This window comes from Micromonospora trifolii (genome assembly GCF_022229005.1).
Classification (GTDB): domain Bacteria; phylum Actinomycetota; class Actinomycetes; order Mycobacteriales; family Micromonosporaceae; genus Micromonospora; species Micromonospora trifolii.
On sequence record NZ_JAKKFD010000011.1, the window covers coordinates 1 to 18,426 of the forward strand.

Genomic DNA, 18,426 nt, shown 5'->3' on the forward strand with positions numbered 1-18,426 from the left:
TCACCCCTTGACCCCAAGCCGTCACGGAAGGCAACAACTTCATGATCAACGCGGTCGACCGCGGAGGGGACGGTGGGTGGACAGGGTGCGGAGGGTTTGGGCTGTTGCTATGGCGTCGCTGCGGGCGCTGCCGTGGCGGCCGTCAGTGCTGTAGAGGGTGGGGTCGGCCGTCAGGGGGTGGTCGGTCAGGTGCACGTGGATTGTTCGCAGGCGTTCGGCGAGGGTGGCCGTGTGGGCGGACAGGCGGCGCATCCGTTCGCCCAGGGCGGGCCGGACGTGCTCGGGCACCGCCGGGCTGTGCGAGACGTCGAACATGCCCACTGTGATCACGTCGGCGCCCCCGTCGTGCAGCGCGGCGATCATCGCGGTCAGCTCGGCGTCCACCGCCTCCGCGTCGTACGCCCTGTGGAAGGCGTCGTTGCCGCCGCACACGACCAGCGCCAGGTCCGGGGCGAAGGCCAGCGCCGGGGCGAGCTGGGTGGCCCGCACCTGGTGCGCGCGCAGCCCGCGTCGACCCAGATTCCGGTACGCCAGCTCGGGGCGCACGGCGGCCAGCTCGGCGGCCACCCGGTCGACCCACTGCACGTCCGGGTAGCCCGGTGTCGGCTCACACATGCCCTCCACGACGCTGTCGCCGAGCGCCACGAACCGCCGCCACGGGTGCCCGTGCAGCAGTTCGGTGGCCTCCCCGGGGCGCAGACAGTACGGGTCCGTCGATTCGTTGAGCGTCGATGGCATGCCGGCACGCTAGCCGACCGCCGGGCTTCCGGGCTCAGCCGGTCAGGCTGACCTCGGCCAGGTAGACACAGGTCCGCCCCTCGTGCGACGAGTAGTAGCTCACCCACAGCAGGTCGTCGTGCCAGACCAGGCCGGGGTAGCTGGTGTCGCCGCCGGACGGCAGCGCGACCAGCTCGGTCAGCTCGCCCCGCTCCGGGTGGACGACGCAGATCGCGGTGCGGACCTCGCCGTCGTGCAGGCGCACCCCGGCCAACAGCAGCCCGTCGGGCAGCCGGAGCAGCGCCGGCCCGCCCACCTGGACACCCAGGTCGGTCCAGGTCCAGTCCCGGTACGGCGGCGCGGCCCGTCCGAGCTGCGCGCTCGCGGTGGCCGCGTCCCGCCGCAACAGGCAGAGGGCGGTGCCGTCCGGGGCGAAGACCAGGCCGGACTCGTTGGGGTACCCGTCCTCGAACAGCGCCGGCACCCACTGCCGCAGGTCCACCCCGTCGGTGCTGCGGTAGAGCCGCGCGAACCTCGGCTCCCGGGTGGCGTAGCCGACGCCGTACATCACGTCGTCGTGCCAGGCCGCCCGCCACACCCAGACGTCCGGTTCGCCCACCGGGGTCGGATCGCCCCAGGCGTGCCCGTCGGTGGAGAGCCAGGTCACCGTCTGGAACGTCGTGGTGGCCTCGCCGGTGGCGGCAGCCGCCAGCAGTTGCAGCCGCCCGTCGGGGCGCGTCACGAAGCGCGGATCGCGTAGGTCGGCGCCGGCTTGCCGGATGACCGTCGCGGGAGCCCAGGACCGGCCGTCGGTCGAGGTCAGTACCCGGATCGCGCCGTCGTCGCTGAGGTGGGTCCGGGCCTCCCGGAAGGCGCAGAACCAGCTTCCGGCGTACCGGACGAGGTCGGTGAACGCGCTGTGCGGCGCGCTGTCGCCGATCCGGCGCACGGCGGTGACCTCGGCGGTGCGGCGGCGGGTGGGTGACGACGCCATGCGCGGCGGCCTCCAGGTGCGGTGACGACATGTCGACGCTAGTCGTCCCCGGCCGACGCCCGCGCGGCCAGCAGCCGAACGTCCGACGAACAATGCTCGGCCGCTGTCGGATTGGCGTCGGGGACGACGCGGCGTCGGCGCGCTGCTGTGGGCTGGTGGCACCCAGCGCCCACGATGGGCGGTGGGCTGACCGCAGATCCCATCGGCGAGGAAGGTGACCGCATGCTCGGTTCGTTCCTTCAGGCCCTCGCGTCGAAACTGGTCGAGGAGATCCTCAAGCTTCTGGTGCAGTGGCTGGCGCCGAAGGCGCTGCGGTCGGTGCCGCACCGCGCCTCGCCGAACTGCCCACGCTGCGGCGGGTACGGGGTCCGTCGGTGGGCGCCCGGCGGCATGTTGATGTTCCTGCCGTCCCTGCTGACCTTCGCCTGGGGTTTCGGGTTCACAGTGCTCGGTGTGCCGGTGGTCGTGCTCACCGTGGTCGCCGCGCTGGTCTCCGACGGCGTCGGCGGAGTGCCGACCGCGCTGCTCGCGCCGCTCGGCCTGCTGGTCCCCGCCGCGCTGATGATCGCAGGCGCGTTCGGCCTGGCGCACTACCACAGCTACCCACCGAAGTGGTGCTCCCGCTGCCACGGCCGGTGGCCACGCCGGAAGCGCGACGAGTACCTACGGGCGTCTGTCCCGGTGATGACCTGCGGCTGCGGTCAGCGGCTCCGGGTGCCCCGGACGGCAGCCGGGACGCGACTGCGCTGCCCGCGCTGCCGTACCGAACACGCCACCCCGGCTGCCGCCGGGCGCTGACGGGCCACGGCCTCTACGGGTTCAGCGGGCCACGCTGTCCTCGGCGAGAAGTTCGCCAAGCAGGTGTCCGGCCCACTCGGCCTTGGCCGGATCCCGATCGTCCGGGCACGCCCCGCAACGGGTTTACGGGGTGGTGACGGGGGTGGTCTTCGCCGTTGTCTCCGGCTCGGACGGCCTGCTCAGCAAGGGGTACGCGGTGATCACCAGGCACGCCGCTGCCATGGTCAGCAGGGCCGGGGTGAATCCCAGAGCGTCCACCGACCAGCCGCCGAGCAGCCCGCCGACCGGCAACCCGACGAACGCCAACGAACCGGCGATGCCGATCACCCGGGTCTGCAACTCCGGCGGCACCCGTTCGTAGAGCGCCACCCCGAGCAGCGGGTTGACCGCCGCGATGCCGATTCCGGACAGGAACGTCACCACGAGCACCACCGGCAGTTCATCGCTGATCGCCAGCGCCACCAACCGGGGCGTGCCGGCGACCAGCGCGCCGACCAGGAACGTCAGTCGCCGGGGCAGTCGGGGCCCGAGCGTCGTGAAGACCAGGTTGCCCAGCAGCGCGCCCGCCGAGAACGCCGCCAGCACCAGGCCGAGACCGCTCGGGCCGGACAGCTCCCGGGCGACCCAGACCGGGATGTAGACGGCAACGCTGGCGTTGGCCACCATGTTCAGCGCCGAGATGACGGCGAGCATGCCGAGCAGCGGCCGGTCCCGGCCCAGGTAGCTGAAGCCGCCCCGCAGGGCGCGCAGATAGCTCTCCGGCTGGGCGGGTTGCGTCGAGGCGGCCGGCGGGCGGACCAGGACGCCGATGAGCAGTGCGCAGACGCCGAAACTGGCCGCGTCGATGAGGATCGCCTCGGTCACCCCGAACGCGGCGATCAGCAGACCGCCCACGGCGACGCCGAACAGGGTCACCACCCGGCTGAGCCCGTCGTACGCGGAGGTCAGCCGGATCAGCGGCACTCCGGCGGCCTCCGCGACCGGGCGGAACATCACATGCTTCACCCGGTCCCCGATGCCCCGCAGCGCGCCGGCCACCGCGACGAGCGCCACCAGCGGGACGAAGCCCAACCACGGGGTCAGCGCCACGACGACCATCACCACCGCGCTACCCGCGTCGCAGAGGATCGAGGTACGGCGCAGGCCGATCCGGTCTGCCCAGGGCGTGCCCAACGCGCTGGACAGCAGGTACGGCAGGGTCTCGGCGAACGCGACAAGGCCCATCTTGGTGGGGCTGCCGGTGGTGACCAGCACCAGCCACGGAATGGTCACCACCGAGATGCGGGTACCCAAATTGGAGATCAGGTCGGCGCTGACCAGGACGACCAGCTGTCGGCGGGGGGTCACGCCCCGACCGCCGCCGCCCGACGGGCCGCGTACCGTGCGCGCAGCGCCCGCTTGTCCACCTTCATCGACCGGTTCACCGGCAGCCGGTCGACGAACTCCACAGCGGCCGGCGCCCACATCTCGTTGAGTTCGGCGGTCACCAGGTCGATCAGCTCCGCCCCGGCGACCGTCGCGCCCGGGGCGAGCACCACGTACGCGTACGGGACCTCACCGGCCGTCTCGTCCGGTACGCCGATCACGGCCGCGGCCCGTACCCGCGGGTGCCCGGCCAGCACGTCCTCGATGGGGCGGCAGAAGATCGGCCAGCTCCGTCGTTGCGTGAGGATCGCGTCGTCTGCCCGGTCGACCAGGTAGAGGTAGCCGTCGTCGTCGAGGTGACCGATGTCGCGGGTTCGCACCCAGCCGTCCACGAGCGTCTGTGCGGTCAGCTCCGGCTGGCCGTGGTAGCCGGCGAAGCTCAGCCGGGTGTGCACCCACACCACGCCGTCGCGGCCGCTCGGCAGCACGGTGCCGTCGTCGCCGCGGATCTCGATGCGGACGTCGCCGTAGGGCCGCCCGCAGGAGCCCAACCGCTCAGGGTGTTCCGGATCGTCGGTCAACCCGGGCAGCGCGGTGATCACGACCGCCTCGCTGAGGCCGTACACGATGCGCAGCACCGGACCGAACCGCGCGATGGCCTGGCGCAGCCGGGCGGGCGCGGCGGGCCCGGCGCCCACGTTGAACATGAACATGGCGGAGAAGTCCGCGCCGACCAGCGCCGGGTGGTCCAACACCTCGTAGAGCATCGGCGGGGTGACGAAGGTCGAGTTGATCCGCTCCCGCTGCACGGTGTCCACGAAGGCCACCGGGTCCCAGTCGTCGCGCAGGAACAGCACCCCGCCGGTGAACAGGTTGAACAGCGTGGTGATCTGCCCGCTGGCCAGCCACATCGGCGAGTGCGACAGGTGCCGCAGCAGCGGGAACCCGGCGGCGCGGAAATCGGCGGCCAGGGTGAGGATCTGGGCGTAGAAGCTCTCCCGGTGGTGGACCAGCTTGGGGCTGCCCGTGGTGCCGCTGGTCTGGAGGAACGACTCCGGCGCCGGCACGGACGCCGGCAGCTCCGCCACGTCGGCGTCGGCTTCGTCGGTGAGGTCGGGGCCGGCGCCGCCCGCGCCCAGACAGCAGACCGGTGTGCCGGGCAACGCGGCGGCCAACTCCGGGCCCAGACCGGCCCGGTCCCGGGCGTCGTAGACCAGGGCGTCCGGGCGGGCCAACCGGATGAACTCGTCGACCTCCCGGCGTGCGGTCACCGGGGCGACCCACATCGTCCGGCAGCCGAGCAGGTGCAGGGCGAGTTGGAGCAGGGGGCCCTCCACCGCGTTCGCGACGGTCACCAGCACCGCCGACCCGGGTCGTACGCCGTGCCGGGTCACCGTCGCGGCCATCGCCCGGACCCGCGCGGCGGCCTCGGTGTAGGTGAGTCGCCGATCGGCGCCGACCAACGCCTCCCGGTCGCCGAATTCGGCGAAGAGGTCCAACACCCTGTGCACGTAGGTAGTGGTGTGCCCGGGTCCGTCAGTCATCCGGCAGCCCCCATCCGAGAAAGCGGCGGTCCCCGGGCAGCTCCCGGTGACGACGCGACGGTGGCGCGCTTGGGCGACCGCACCGCCGCCGCCTGGAAGCCTAGGCGGGAAACGGCTGGTCGGAACCGTGCCGACGGGCGGTCCGAGCGGCCCGCCGGACATTTGATCGCGTCGATCAGGTTGATTGACGCCCGTCAGCGGCGGCGGCTAGGTTTCTGGACCATCGTCCAGGCGGGCGCCGTCAGCGGACGGCCCTGGGCTGCCACACGATGGAGGTTCCATGGCAACGGCAACCCCGAAGAGATGGCCTGTCATCGCCGCTGCGGCCGCGCTGTTGGTCGCCGGCGCACCCGCCGTCGTCGCCAGCGCCGGTCCGTCCGGCACCGCCGCCAGCCGACCCGACCGCGCCGAGTGGGCGGGTAGTTGGGCCACAGCTGTCACCCGGGGCAACTCGGTCGGGTTGACCAACACCGGCCTCAACAATCAGAGCGTCCGGATGATCGTGCACGTGTCGGTGGGCGGCCCGGCGCTGCGGGTCCGCCTGAGCAACCTCTACGGCGAGCAGGCGGTACAGGTCGGTCGCGCCACAGTGGCCCGGCCGAACACCGCGACCCCCGACGACCTCTCCGACATCGACGCGGCGTCGGTGCGTCCGCTGACCTTCACCGGTGCCACCACGGCGACGATGAACCGGGGCGCCGAACTGCTCAGCGACCCGTTGGCCTTCCCGGTCACCGACGACAGCGACCTGGTGGTCACTGTGCACTTCCCGACGCCGACCGGCCCGACCACGTTCCACGGGCAGTCCCAGCAGGCCAACTTCATCGGCGCCGGGGACCTGACCGGGGCGGCCGAGGGCACCGGGTTCACCACCCGTCCCACCTGCTGCTGGTTCTTCCTCTCCGGCGTCGACGTGCAGCGCAAGGGCAGCCCCGGCGCGCTGGTGGTGCTCAGCGACTCCATCGGTGACGGCAACGGCAGCACCGTCAACGCCAACCGGCGCTGGCCCGACCTGCTCTCCGACCGGCTGCTCGCCGACCGGCCGGACAAGCGCACCCCGGGCGTGCTCAACCTGAGCCTGGCCGGCAACCGACTCAACCACGAGGGCACCGAGCCGGGCGACGGTAACTACCCGGGCTACTACCAGCTCGGCCCGAACGCGGCGGCACGGCTCAACGAGGACGTCTTCCCGCAGACCGGGGTGCGTACCGTCGTCACCCACCTGGGCATCAATGACATCTGGATGTCGAACGACTCACCCGAGGCGATCATCGGCACGCTGCGGCAGATCAACCAGCAGCTCCAGCAGCGTGGGCTGACCAGCCTGGTGGCCACGCTGACGCCGTACGAGGGGCACGGCGCGCCGGGTGTGTGGACGGCGCAGAAGGAGGCCACCCGCCAGGCGGTGAACGCGTACCTGCGTGGCAGTCGGGAGTTCGACGGGCTGCTCGACTTCGACCGGGTGCTGCGCGACCCGGCCCGGCCCAGCCAGCTGCTGCCCGCGTACGACTCGGGGGACCACATCCACCCGAACGACGCCGGCAACCAGGCACTGGCCAACGCCGTGCCGCTGCGGCTGCTCGACCTGTGACATCGGCCGGGGGCGGCGGGTGATCCCCGCTGCCCCCGGCCACCGACATCCTGGGGAGGAACTGGCAGTGGACGTGGAGGAGATACTCACCGGCCTGTACAGCGAAGAGGGCAGAAAGAACCCGTACCCGTGGTACGCGGACCTGCACCGGCTCGGCCCGATCAGCGCGGTGCCGGTACGCCCCGAGCACCGGACGGTGGCCGCCGTCGCCGTCGGCTACGACCTCGTCGACGGGTTGCTGCGCGATCCGGAGTGGACGAAACAGCCGCCGCCGGGCTGGGAGGAGCAGGAGATCCTGCGGACCTTCCAGACCTCGATGATGTTCGTCAATCCGCCCGATCACACCCGGATGCGACACGTCTTCTCCCACACCTTCACGCCGCGCCGGCTCGGCGCGCTGGAACCGGTGATCCTGCGGGTGGTCGACGATCTGCTGGACCGGATGGCGGACACCGGGGAGGGCGTCGTCGACTTCGTGGCCGACTTCGCGTACCCGATTCCGGCCCTGGTGATGGCCGAGTTCATCGGCATTCCGGCCGCCGAGTTGCAGTGGTACCGGGAGCGGGTGGAGTGGATCGACGAGTTCCTGGACGTGGCCGGGAAGACCCCGCAGCGGCTGGCCGCGGCCAACACCGCCGCCCGGGAGTTGCGGGACTTCTACCGGGAGCTGATCGGGCACCGCCGCCGGGTGCCCGGGGACGACCTGCTCAGCGCGCTGGTCGAGGCGCTCGACTCCGGGGAGGTGGAGCTGACCGAGGAGGAGCTGGTCAGCAACCTGATCGTTCTGTTCAACGCCAGCTTCGTCACCACCGTCTACATGTTCAGCAATGGCTTGCCGTTGCTGCTGGCCCACCCGGAGACCGTCGCGGCGCTGCCCACCGACGCCACGCTGGCGCAGGGCTGCGTCGACGAGGTGCTGCGGTTGGCCAGCCCGGTGCACTTCCTGGCCCGCGCGGCGCCGGCCGACACAGTGCTGCACGGCGTACCGGTCGCCACTGACGACAACGTGCTGATCATGATCGGAGCTGCCAACCGCGACCCCGCCCGCTTCCCGGCCCCGGACACCTTCGACCCGACCCGTCCCGGCCCGCCGTCGCTGGCCTTCGGGGTGGGCCTGCACTTCTGCCTCGGCGCGGCGGTGTCGCGGTTGGAGGGCCGCCTCGCGCTGCCTCGGCTGTTCGCCCGGTTTCCCGCGCTGACGGTCACCGAGACGCCGACGTACAGCGGCAGCCTGTTCCTGCGCGGGATCGACAAGCTGCTGGTCAGCACCGGTGGATAGGAGCGACATGGCAGTTCACCCGGAGGTGGCGGCCTATCGGGCGGCCCGTGCCGCGGCCGGCACCCCGCCGCTGTACGCACAGACCCTTGGAGAGGCGCGCGCCGCGGACCTGGCCGCCATCCGCGCCGGCGGCGGCGCGGTCGAGCCGGTGACCGAGGTACGCGACGAGCGGTTCCCCGGCCCCGGCGGGGAGCTGCCGCTGCGGGTGTACCGGCCGACCGGGTCGGGCCCGCTGCCCACACTGCTGTACTTCTTCGGCGGCGGGTGGACGCTCGGCAGCGTCGACACCGCCGACGGCATCTGCCGGCGCCTGGCCAACGCGGTGCCCTGTCAGGTGATCACCGTCGGCTACCGCCTCGCCCCGGAGCACCCCTTTCCGGCGGCGGTGCACGACTGCCACGCCGCCACCTCGTGGATCGCCCGACACGCCGACGAGCTGGGCGTGGACCCGGCCCGGCTGGCGGTGGGAGGCGACAGCGCCGGCGGGAACCTGGCCGCCGCGGTGACACTGCTCAGCCGCACGGACGGGCCGCCGCTCGCCGCGCAGCTGCTGGTCTACCCGAACACCGACCAGAGCGGCGAACCGGCCGGGGACGACGACCCGGCGCTGTTCAACCGCCGATCGGTCGCCTGGTACCGGACGCACTACCTGGCCGACCCGGCGCACGCCAAGGATCCGCTGGCCTCGCCGCTGCTCGCCGACGACCTGTCCGGGTTGCCGCCGGCGCTGGTGATCACCGCGGAACTGGATCCTCTGTGCGCCGAGGGGCAGCGGTACGCCGAGCGGCTGCGCGACGCTGGCGTGTCCACCCGGTTGGCGCACTACCCGGGCATGATCCACGGGTTCTTCGCCATGCCGGGCACCTTCACCGACGGACGGCGCGCGCAGGAGGGCGCCGCGGTCTTCCTCCGCGAGCGCTTCGGGCTGCCGGCCGGGACGGGTGATGCCGATGAGCTGGCCGAGCCGGCAGCCGCGACGGGCCCGGCGGCGGGCGATGGGTGAGCGGATGGTGGCCGATCTGCCGGCCGTGTCGCTCGCCGACTACGCCGAGCGGGCCCGGGCCGTGCTGCCGCCGCACGTGTGGGACTACCTGGCCGGCGGCAGCGCGTCGGAGGTGACCCTCGCCGCGAACCGTCACGCGCTGGACCGGGTCGCGGTGCTGCCCCGGGTGCTGCGCGGGGTGGACACCGTCGACCTCGGCACCCACCTGCTCGGCCGTCGGTACGCCATGCCGGTCGGGGTGGCGCCGATGGCGTACCAGCGGTTGGTGCACCCGGACGGGGAGCTGGGTCTGGCGGCGGCGGCCGGCGCGGCCGGGATCCCGTACCTGGCCAGCACGCTGGGCAGCACCCCCATCGAACAGGTCACCGGGGCGGGCGCGGACGTCTGGTTCCAGCTCTACTGGCTGCGCGACCGGGCGCTCGTCCGCGACCTGCTGGACCGGGTCGTCGCGGCCGGCTGCCGGGCGCTGGTGGTCACCGTGGACGTCCCGGTGCTCGGCCGACGTCCCCGGGACCTGCGCAACGCGTTCCGGCTGCCGGCCGACGTGGTCGCCGCGAACCTCCCCGACGGTCGCGACGCGCTGGCGCACTCCGGTGCCCCCGGGGTGTCCGCGATCGCCGCGCACACCGCCGCGTCGTTCGCGCCGGCGCTGCGTTGGGCGGACCTGGCGTGGCTGCGCGAGCAGGTCGACCTGCCGCTGGTGGTCAAGGGGCTGCTGGACCCGCGCGACGCGACCGAGGCGGTACGGGTCGGCGCGGACGCTGTGGTCGTCTCCAACCACGGCGGGCGGCAACTGGACGGCTCACCGGCGAGCGTCACCATGCTGCCGGAGGTCGTCGACGCTGTCGGGGACGGCTGCCAGGTGCTGCTGGACAGCGGCATCCGGTGCGGCACCGACGTGTTGCGGGCGCTGGCGTTGGGTGCGGCCGGGGTGCTGGTCGGCCGGCCGCTGCTGTGGGCCCTCGCAGCCGGCGGCGAAGCGGCCGCCCGGGACGCGTTGGGGCTGCTCGTCGCCGAACTGACCGACGCGCTCACCCTGGCCGGCTGCGCCGACGTGGTGGCGGCCGGCGAGCTGCGCACCCTCGGGATGGGGTGAGGGGTGAGCGCCGACGAACATGTCGACCTGACCGTCGCCGACCTGCACCCCGCGCTGGGCGATCCGGCGCTGACCTCGATGAATTTCCTCAACGAGGTGTCCGAGCGCTACCCGGCGGCGGTGTCCCTCGCGGCCGGCCGCCCGTACGAGGAGTTCTTCGACCTCGCGGCGGTGCACCGGCACCTGGACACCTTCCACCGGCACCTCGTCGACGACCTGGGTCACCCACCCGAGCAGGCCCTCCGGCTGCTGCTCCAGTACGGCCGGACCAAGGGCATAGTGCACCACCTGATCGCCCGCAACCTCGCGGTCGACGAGGGGATCACCGTCGACCCGGAGGACGTCGTGGTGACCGTCGGCTGCCAGGAGGCGATGTTCCTGGTGCTGCGGGCGCTGCGGGCGGGGCCGACCGATGTGCTGCTCGCGGTCGCCCCGACCTACGTCGGGCTGACCGGTGCGGCCCGGCTGGTGGACCTGCCGGTGTGGCCGGTCGCCGGTGGGCCGACCGGGATCGACCTGGCCGACCTGGCCGCCCAGGTGCGGCGGGCCCGGGCGGCGGGGCTGCGGCCGCGCGCCTGCTACGTGATGCCGGACTTCGCCAACCCCTCCGGGGTCAGCATCGACACCGCCCACCGGCGACGGCTGCTGGACCTGGCCGCGCGGGAGGATCTGCTGCTGCTGGAGGACAACCCGTACGGTTTGTTCCACAGCGACGACGGGCCACGCCCGCCCACCCTCAAGGCGTTGGACACCGGGCGGCGGGTCGTCTACCTCGGCTCGTTCGCCAAGACCGTGCTCCCCGGCGTACGGGTCGGGTACGTCGTCGCCGACCAGCGGGTGGCCGGCCCGGACGGGCGGGTCGGCCCGCTCGCCGACCAGCTCGCCATGATCAAGAGCATGGTCACTGTGAACACGTCTCCGATCGCGCAGGCGGTGATCGGCGGCCGGCTGCTGGAGCACGGATGCAGCCTGGTGGCCGCGAACACCCGGGAGCGGTCCGCGTACACCCGGAATCTGCGGCACCTGGTGGCCGGCCTCACCCGGCGCTTCCCCGATCAGCCGGACCGGCCGGACGGGCCGGCGGTGCGCTGGACGGTGCCGGCCGGGGGGTTCTTCGTGGTGGTGACAGTGCCGTTCCCGGTCGACGACGCGTTGCTGGACCGCTCGGCGCGCGACTACGGGGTGCTGTGGACGCCGATGGCGCACTTCTACGACGACTCCGCGCCGGTGTGCGCGTTGCGGTTGTCGGTCAGCGCTGTCACACCGGAGCAGATCGACGTCGGGCTGGATCGCCTCGCGGTGCTGATCACCGACGAGCTGGTTCGCCGGACGGGTTGACACACCGCGTTCATCGGATGGCAATGCGCGACGACCCGCGTGCCGTCGTCCTGGTTGGACGGTCATAATAAGCCGCATGGTTGCCTGGGAGTACGCCCTGCTCGTCCGCCGCTATCAGGGACAGGGCCGCAATTTTCACGTCTCGTTCGTCTGGTACGCGCCGGACGGGTCACGCAAGGACATCACCGCCTACGGCGACACCGCCATCGCGCACCTCAACCGCGCCGGCCGGGAGGGGTGGGAGCTGGTCTCCGCCGCCGAGGACGTCAACAACGTCCAGGGCAGCACCGAAGTCCACCGCTACCACCTGAAGCGCCCGATGGCCTGACGCCCCCGCGACACCCGTCCGCGACGCCCCCCGTGTCGATCATGGAGTTGTGGTGGTGGACGACAGTCGTGCACCAGCCCGGATCGGGCACCACAACTCCATGATCGACGGGAGTGGGGGCTAGCTCAGGTCGACGCCGGGGTAGAGGGGGTACGTGGCCAGCAGGTCGGTGGCCTGTCCGGCGACCTTGTCGGCCAAGCCCGGGTCCAGCGTGTACTTCGCCTTCGACGGGGTGCCGTCGGCGTTGGCGCCGGCGGTGGTCTGGGTCAGCACGGTGTGGATCAGCTCGGCGGTCTGGTCCATCTCGGCGGTGCCCAGGCCCCGGGTGGTCAGCGCCGGGGTGCCGATCCGGATGCCGGACGTGTACCAGGCGCCGTTCGGGTCCTGCGGGACCGAGTTGCGGTTGGTGACGATGCCCGAGTCGAGCAGCGCCTGCTCGGCCTGCCGACCGGTGAGCCCGTAGCCGGACACGTCGATCAGCACCAGGTGGTTGTCGGTGCCACCGGTGACCAGCGTGGCGCCCCGGCTCAACAGCCCCTCGGCGAGCGCCTGCGCGTTGTCGACGATCCGCTGGGCGTAGTCGGCGAAGTCGGGACGGCGGGCCTCCGCGAGCGCGACGGCCTTGGCGGCCATCACGTGCGGCAGCGGACCACCGAGCACCATCGGGCAGCCCCGGTCCACCTGGTCGGCCAGCTCCGGCTGGCAGAGCACCATGCCGCCGCGCGGGCCGCGCAACGACTTGTGCGTGGTTGTCGTGACGATGTGCGCGTGCGGCACCGGGTCGAAGTCGCCGGTGAACACCTTGCCGGCCACCAGGCCCGCGAAGTGCGCCATGTCGACCATGAAGGTGGCGCCTACCGAGTCGGCGATCTCGCGCAGGATCCGGAAGTTCACCTTCCGGGGGTACGCCGAGTAGCCGCCCACCAGGATCAGCGGCTTGAACTCGCGGGCGGCCTCGGCCACCCGGTCGTAGTCGATCAGGCCGGTCGTCGGGTCGGTGCCGTAGCTGCGCTGGTCGAACATCTTGCCGGAGATGTTCGGCCGGAAACCGTGGGTGAGGTGGCCGCCGGCGTCCAGCGACATGCCGAGCATCCGCTGGTTGCCCAGCTCGCGGCGCAGCGCGAACCAGTCGGCCTCGGTGAGGTCGTTGACCTGGCGGACCTGGGCCTTCTTCAGGGCGGGGGACTCCACCCGGTCGGCCAGGACGGCCCAGAAGGCGACCAGGTTGGCGTCGATGCCCGAGTGCGGCTGCACGTACGCGTGCGCGGCGCCGAACAGCTCCCGGGCGTGCTCGGCGGCGAGCGCCTCGACGGTGTCGACGTTCTGGCAGCCGGCGTAGAAGCGGCGGCCGACGGTGCCCTCGGCGTACTTGTCACTGAACCAGTTGCCCATGGCCAGCAGGGTCGCCGGGGAGGCGTAGTTCTCGCTGGCGATCAGCTTGAGCGACTCCCGCTGGTCGGTCAGCTCGGCGCCGATGGCGTCGGCGACCCGTGGCTCGACGGCCCGGATCACCTCAAGGGCACTCCGGAATGCGGTGGATTCGGCGTTGCGGGACATGCGACCTCCAACAGACGTGCGGGAAGGCCCAGGCGCTCGGCAAACGTCCACGTGACGAGGCCGCTCCCCGATGGTTCTCCATCCCCACGCGCCAGTAACGGCCCGGGAGGATCCTACCGGGCCGGAACCGGCCGTTCGGGCCGCCCTCCGGGAGGCGACCCCGCCGACGTGATTGGGCGATGCGTCGCGGGGCACACGGTAGGTGACCACCGCACCGTCACGGGTGCGGCCAGGGTTCGCACAGAAGGAGTAGAGAACATGACCACACCCACCTCCAACCGGCCGCTCGCCCTGGTGACCGGGGCCTCCAGCGGAATTGGGTACGAGCTGGCGGCGCAGTTCGTCGAGCACGGCTTCGACCTGGTCATCGCCGCCGAGGACGACGGCATCGAGTCAGCCGCGCAGAAGCTGCGCCGCGACGGCGGCCCGCAGATCTGGTCGGTCCGCGTCGACCTGGCCCGCGAGCAGGGCGTGACGGAGCTGGTGGCTGCCGTCACCGCTACCGGACGCCCGCTGGACGCGCTGGCGCTCAACGCCGGTCGCGGAGCCGGTGGCGCCTTCGTCGGGGGCACCGACCTCACTGACGAGTTGGAGATCGTCGACCTCAACGTGCGCTCGACGGTGCACCTGGCGAAGCGGCTGCTGCCCGGCATGGTCGAGCGGGGCGCGGGTCGGGTCCTCTTCACCTCGTCGATCGCCTCCACCATGCCGGGGCCGTTCCAGGCGGTCTACAACGCGTCGAAGTCGTTCGTGCAGTCCTTCGCCGAGGCGCTGCGCAACGAGCTGAAGGACACCGGTGTCACGGTGACCTCGCTGATGCCCGGGCCAACCGACACGGAGTTCTTCGACCGGGCCGACATGGAGGACACCCGGGTGGGCTCGGGCAAGAAGGACGACCCGGCGAAGGTCGCCGAGCAGGGCTTCGAGGCGATGATGAGGGGTGATCAGACGATCACCGCCGGTTCGCTGATGAACAAGGTGCAGACCGCCGCCGGCAAGATCATTCCGGACAGGCTCAAGTCCGAGCAGCACCGCCGGATGGCCGAGCCGGGATCGGGCAGCTGATCCGTGGAGCACGACGAAGGGCCCGGCATCGTGCCGGGCCCTTCGGTGTGAGCGGGTGCCTCAGGCCGTCACCGCATCGAGCGCCTTCTTGATCGCCTTCGGCGCGGTGGGGGTACGCGGCGCGTCCGCGCGCATCGCGATCATCTTCTCGCCGATCTCCTGGAGCTGCTTGCGGCCCAGCGCGTCGCGGACCTTGGGGAACCACTCCTGCTCTTCCTCCTCGACGTGGTGGGTGACGTTCTCGATCAGCACTGTCGTCTTGGCGTTGAACCGCTCGTCGCCGGCGTCCATGCTGGCCAACTCGGCGCAGAGCACATCGGCGACGTGGTGCTCCTCGTACGACTCGAGGATGTCGTCCTCCAGGTCGGGCAGCAGGCGGCGGACCTCCGGATACATCACCTCGTTCTCCAGATAGGTGTGCACAGTCAGTGCCTCCAGGATCTGGTCCACCAGCTTCTGCCGCTGGCTCGCCGGCCCCTCCTCGGCATCCTGGAAGGCCTTGAACAGGCGGCGCATCTCCTTGTGGTCCTCTTTGAGCAGGACGATGGCATCGGTCGACACCGGTATGACCTCCCTGAAAAGTCTCGGCTGGTGGGGTTCCGGTACCCCGACGCCGAGTACGGAAACAGGTGAAACCAGCTCAGACCATGGCCAGGGTGCGGGGGATCTCGTCGAGCAACTCCCGAGCCAGAAAGCCGATCCGGCCGTAGCAGGGGATCAGCCGCTGGCCGCTCACCGAGTGCGCGAACGAGCCCCAGCAGGCCGCCTGCGCCGGGTCGGCACCCCGCGACAGCAGCCCCGCCAGCAACCCGGCGAGCACGTCCCCACTGCCGGAGGTGCCCAACCCGGCGTCGCCGCTCTCCTCCCGCCAACCCCGCCCGTCCGGGGCGGCCACGTGCCCGTACAGCGACACGACCGCCTCGTACCGGGCGGCCAACTCGGCCGCCTCGGCGTCCAGGTCGGCGCCCGGGTCCCGCCCGAGCAGGTGCCCGGCCTCGGTGACGTTGGGGGTGAGCACCACGGGTCGACCCGAGCCGACCAGCAGGTCCGGTGCGTGACTGAGCGCACCGAGGGCGTACGCGTCGAGCACCAGCGACGTGTCCGGACGGGCCGCCTCCAGGACCAGGCTCAGCAGGCGGTTGGTCTCGTCGATCGCCTTCAGGCCGGGGCCGATCGCCACCACGTCGGCCTGCGTGACCAGGTCGCCGAGCTGGCCGTCCCGGTCGGCGGCCACAGCGCCGTCGGCGGTCTCCGGCAGGCCGACCACCAGCGCCTCGGGCACCTGGATGCTCAGCGCGGCTGCGGTGGACTCGGCGGCGGCGAGCTGGAGCACTCCGGCACCGGCGCGCAACGCGGCCACCCCGGCGAGCAGCACCGCGCCCGGCGTGAAGCGGGAACCGCCGACCACCAGCACGGTGCCCCGGCTCTCCTTTCCGCCGACCGGCACCGGCAGCGCCCAGTCCCGCAGCAACGCCGGGGTGATCACCTTCACCTCAGACCGGCTCGGCATGGATCTCGTCCTCCCTGGTCGGCTGGGCGCCCTGCTGACGCAGGTGCGCGACATCGTTGAAGGCGGTGAGGGCCAGGCGGTCGTCGCCGTCCGTCGACCACTCGGTGATCGAACAGTTGGCGATCACGTCCTGCCGGGTGAGCGCCATCAGCTCGTCCTCGGTCAACCCCTCCAGCAGATAGCGAAGCAGGAAGACCAGCGCGTCGTGGCCGAAGAGCAGCACCCGGCAACCCTCGTGGTCGCGGCGCAGGTCGCCCAGCAGCGTCCGCAGCCGCAACGCCACGTCCGTCCACGACTCCCCGCCCGGCGGCCGGTAGTAGAACTTGCCCAACCGCTCCCGACGCTCGGCCTCGTCCGGGTACCGCCGGCGCACCCCGTGCCCGGTCAGCCCGTCGAGGATGCCCAGTTCCCGGTCGCGCAGCCGCTCGTCGCGGTGCACGGGAATGTCGGTGCCGGCCAGCGCCAGCCGCGAGGTCTGCACCGCGCGCAGGTACGGCGACACCACCGCCACATCCGGGCGCTTCGCGTCCGGCAGCTCAGCCAGCCAACGGCCGGTCGCCCGAGCCTGCTCCTCGCCGGTCGCGGAGAGCGGCACGTCGGCGTCGCGGTGGGTGAGGTCGATCAGTTCCGCGCCCGACGCCTCGGCCTGCGTCGCCGCGACGTTCGCGGTGCTCTCGCCGTGCCGGACGATCCAGAGGGTTGCCAGTTCCGCCATGCGGCCCCCCTACCCGGGCGCCGCCAACGGTAACCGTCTCCGGTTTCCGCTGTCGGTTTAGGGGCAGCGCCGCGACCTGGTGATGCGAAACAATGTGCGCCGGACAGCCGACGGGGGGGCGACAATGACTGTCTTGCGAGGGCTGCGGGAAGCGCTCCTGTTGTTCGCGGTGATCGGGGCGCTGGCCGCGGTCGCGGCAATGATCTGGGTGGCGGTCGCTGGCGGTGCCTACACCGCTCGGCTGGGCATCGGGTTGGTTGTGGTGGGCGGGCTGATCGGCATGACGGGCGACCTGACGCTGAGTCGGATCGGCATGCTCGGCCCGCGCGCCACCTTCGGCGTCGCGCCAGAGCGGGACACGGCCAGCGGTGGGCGCGTGCTCACCGGGGTGGGCATCTTCCTCTTCGTCGGGTTGCCACTGATCGTGGTCGGCGTGCTGCTGCTCACCTGACCGAGCGCGTCACCGCTGCCGGGGAAGGACAGCTCCGCCGGCGGCGCGCCAGTGTCCGCTCGGTGGCCGTACGGCGGGCTTGTGCGTCGTACCCTCAGGGCGTGGCCACGGCGGCGGAGGAGATCCAGGTGGGGGAGCGGCTGGTCCGCGTCTCCAGCCCCGACAAGCCGTACTTTCCGGAGCGCGGGCTGACCAAGCTGGACGTGGTCCGCTACTTCCTGGCGGTGGGCGAGGGCATCCTGCGGGCGCTGCGGGATCGGCCGACCATGCTGGAACGCTGGCCTCGTGGTGTCTTCGAAGGCGCGACGATCGCCACCCGGCAGACCAACCGGGGCGACGCGTTCTACCAGAAGCGGCTGCCGGCCGGCGCGCCCGAGTGGGTGCGGACGGCACACATCACCTTCCCCAGTGGCCGTACCGCCGACGAGGTCGCGCCGAGCGAGTTGGCAGTGGTCATCTGGGCGGCCAACCTGGGCACCCTGCGGTTCCACCCGTGGCCGGTCACCGCCGCCGACGTGGAACGCCCCGACCAGTTGCGCATCGACCTGGACCCGATGCCCGGCGTCGGCTTCGAGCAGGTGGTGCCGGTGGCGCACGAGGTGCGGGCGTTCCTCGCCGAGCTGGGCATGACCGGCTACCCGAAGACCACCGGTGGTCGGGGGCTGCACGTCTACCTGTCGATCGAGCCGCTGTGGAGTTTCGGCGACTGCCGTCGGGCGGTGCTCGCGCTGGGCCGGGAGATGCAGCGTCGGCTGCCGGACCTGGTCACCACCACCTGGTGGCGCGAGCAACGGGACCGGCCGGTCTTCGTCGACTACAACCAGATGGCCCGCGACCACACGGTGACCTCGGCGTACTCGATCCGGCCGACGCCGGCCGCGCTGGTCTCCGCCCCTCTGGACTGGTCGGAGCTGGACCAGGCCCGCCCGGAGGACTTCGACGTGCTCAGCATGCCGGCCCGGTTCGCCGAGCGCGGCGACCCGCACGCCGGTCTGGACGGTGACCGGCACTCACTGGAGCCGCTGCTGGAGATGGCCGACCGCGACGGGCTGGAGGCCCCTCCGGAGCGCTGAGC

General features: G+C 72.1%; 18 protein-coding genes and 1 riboswitch. Of the genes, 10 read left to right on the forward strand and 8 right to left on the reverse strand.

Going from position 1 to position 18,426, the window contains the following annotated elements; all coding sequences use genetic code 11:
- Window positions 1-45: 45 nt before the first annotated feature.
- On the reverse strand, window positions 46-738 hold the full coding sequence (locus tag NIE79_RS07635; RefSeq protein WP_238677872.1) for an SGNH/GDSL hydrolase family protein: 693 nt from the start codon (window positions 736-738) through the stop codon (window positions 46-48).
- A 34-nt stretch (window positions 739-772) separates the two neighbouring features.
- On the reverse strand, window positions 773-1,711 hold the full coding sequence (locus NIE79_RS07640; RefSeq protein WP_238677873.1) for an exo-alpha-sialidase: 939 nt from the start codon (window positions 1,709-1,711) through the stop codon (window positions 773-775).
- Between the two features lie 222 nt (window positions 1,712-1,933).
- Between NIE79_RS07640 and NIE79_RS07645 the strand changes: the two genes are divergently transcribed.
- A complete protein-coding gene (locus tag NIE79_RS07645) occupies window positions 1,934-2,509 on the forward strand; it encodes a hypothetical protein (protein ID WP_238677874.1) in 576 nt (191 codons plus the stop codon).
- A gap of 123 nt (window positions 2,510-2,632) precedes the next feature.
- Here the strand turns inward: NIE79_RS07645 and NIE79_RS07650 are convergent, their stop codons facing one another.
- Together NIE79_RS07650 and NIE79_RS07655 are read right to left on the reverse strand one after the other, a co-directional pair.
- The gene (locus NIE79_RS07650) at window positions 2,633-3,856 is read right to left on the reverse strand and encodes an MFS transporter (protein ID WP_238677875.1); all 1,224 of its coding nucleotides are present in this window, start codon (window positions 3,854-3,856) and stop codon (window positions 2,633-2,635) included.
- A complete protein-coding gene (locus tag NIE79_RS07655) occupies window positions 3,853-5,418 on the reverse strand; it encodes an AMP-binding protein (RefSeq protein WP_238677876.1) in 1,566 nt (521 codons plus the stop codon). The genes NIE79_RS07650 and NIE79_RS07655 overlap by 4 nt, the downstream gene beginning before the upstream one ends.
- Before the next feature lie 313 nt (window positions 5,419-5,731).
- On the opposite strand from NIE79_RS07655, the gene NIE79_RS07660 reads away from it, so the two are divergent.
- From NIE79_RS07660 to NIE79_RS07685, 6 genes are all read left to right on the forward strand, one after another.
- Window positions 5,732-7,009: an SGNH/GDSL hydrolase family protein gene (locus NIE79_RS07660; RefSeq protein ID WP_238678054.1), complete on the forward strand. Its 1,278-nt coding sequence runs from the start codon at window positions 5,732-5,734 to the stop codon at window positions 7,007-7,009.
- A gap of 67 nt (window positions 7,010-7,076) precedes the next feature.
- On the forward strand, window positions 7,077-8,288 hold the full coding sequence (locus NIE79_RS07665; protein WP_238677877.1) for a cytochrome P450: 1,212 nt from the start codon (window positions 7,077-7,079) through the stop codon (window positions 8,286-8,288).
- Between the two features lie 7 nt (window positions 8,289-8,295).
- Window positions 8,296-9,291, forward strand: coding sequence for a LipP1 family hormone-sensitive lipase (gene lipP1 / locus NIE79_RS07670; protein WP_238677878.1), 996 nt, complete (start codon window positions 8,296-8,298; stop codon window positions 9,289-9,291).
- The gene (locus tag NIE79_RS07675) at window positions 9,284-10,387 is read left to right on the forward strand and encodes an alpha-hydroxy acid oxidase (RefSeq protein WP_238678055.1); all 1,104 of its coding nucleotides are present in this window, start codon (window positions 9,284-9,286) and stop codon (window positions 10,385-10,387) included. The genes lipP1 and NIE79_RS07675 overlap by 8 nt, the downstream gene beginning before the upstream one ends.
- 3 nt (window positions 10,388-10,390) lie before the next feature.
- Complete coding sequence (locus NIE79_RS07680) at window positions 10,391-11,725, forward strand: aminotransferase-like domain-containing protein (protein ID WP_238677879.1); 1,335 nt, start codon at window positions 10,391-10,393, stop codon at window positions 11,723-11,725.
- A gap of 67 nt (window positions 11,726-11,792) precedes the next feature.
- Window positions 11,793-12,053: a hypothetical protein gene (locus NIE79_RS07685; protein ID WP_091397680.1), complete on the forward strand. Its 261-nt coding sequence runs from the start codon at window positions 11,793-11,795 to the stop codon at window positions 12,051-12,053.
- A 120-nt stretch (window positions 12,054-12,173) separates the two neighbouring features.
- Here the strand turns inward: NIE79_RS07685 and NIE79_RS07690 are convergent, their stop codons facing one another.
- The gene (locus NIE79_RS07690; protein ID WP_238677880.1) at window positions 12,174-13,610 is read right to left on the reverse strand and encodes a glycine hydroxymethyltransferase; all 1,437 of its coding nucleotides are present in this window, start codon (window positions 13,608-13,610) and stop codon (window positions 12,174-12,176) included.
- A 19-nt stretch (window positions 13,611-13,629) separates the two neighbouring features.
- Window positions 13,630-13,719, reverse strand: a riboswitch (ZMP/ZTP riboswitch).
- A gap of 149 nt (window positions 13,720-13,868) precedes the next feature.
- Here NIE79_RS07690 and NIE79_RS07695 point away from each other — a divergent pair.
- Window positions 13,869-14,675: an SDR family NAD(P)-dependent oxidoreductase gene (locus NIE79_RS07695; RefSeq protein ID WP_238677881.1), complete on the forward strand. Its 807-nt coding sequence runs from the start codon at window positions 13,869-13,871 to the stop codon at window positions 14,673-14,675.
- A 60-nt stretch (window positions 14,676-14,735) separates the two neighbouring features.
- On the opposite strand, the gene NIE79_RS07700 is transcribed toward NIE79_RS07695, so the two are convergent.
- The 3 genes from NIE79_RS07700 to NIE79_RS07710 all read right to left on the reverse strand — a co-directional run bounded on the left by NIE79_RS07700 (window position 14,736) and on the right by NIE79_RS07710 (window position 16,900).
- Window positions 14,736-15,236, reverse strand: coding sequence for a hemerythrin domain-containing protein (locus NIE79_RS07700; RefSeq protein WP_238677882.1), 501 nt, complete (start codon window positions 15,234-15,236; stop codon window positions 14,736-14,738).
- A gap of 79 nt (window positions 15,237-15,315) precedes the next feature.
- Complete coding sequence (locus NIE79_RS07705; protein ID WP_238677883.1) at window positions 15,316-16,185, reverse strand: NAD(P)H-hydrate dehydratase; 870 nt, start codon at window positions 16,183-16,185, stop codon at window positions 15,316-15,318.
- Window positions 16,169-16,900 carry a histidine phosphatase family protein gene (locus NIE79_RS07710; protein ID WP_238677884.1) on the reverse strand — a complete coding sequence of 244 codons (732 nt, stop codon included), beginning with the start codon at window positions 16,898-16,900 and terminating at the stop codon, window positions 16,169-16,171. Before NIE79_RS07710 ends, NIE79_RS07705 begins: the two co-directional genes overlap by 17 nt.
- Window positions 16,901-17,024: 124 nt before the next feature.
- Between NIE79_RS07710 and NIE79_RS07715 the strand changes: the two genes are divergently transcribed.
- Window positions 17,025-17,351, forward strand: a complete 327-nt coding sequence (locus NIE79_RS07715; protein WP_238677885.1) for a hypothetical protein — start codon at window positions 17,025-17,027, stop codon at window positions 17,349-17,351.
- 101 nt (window positions 17,352-17,452) lie between these two features.
- The gene (locus tag NIE79_RS07720; RefSeq protein WP_238677886.1) at window positions 17,453-18,424 is read left to right on the forward strand and encodes a DNA polymerase domain-containing protein; all 972 of its coding nucleotides are present in this window, start codon (window positions 17,453-17,455) and stop codon (window positions 18,422-18,424) included.
- The last annotated feature ends 2 nt before the right edge of the window (window positions 18,425-18,426 follow it).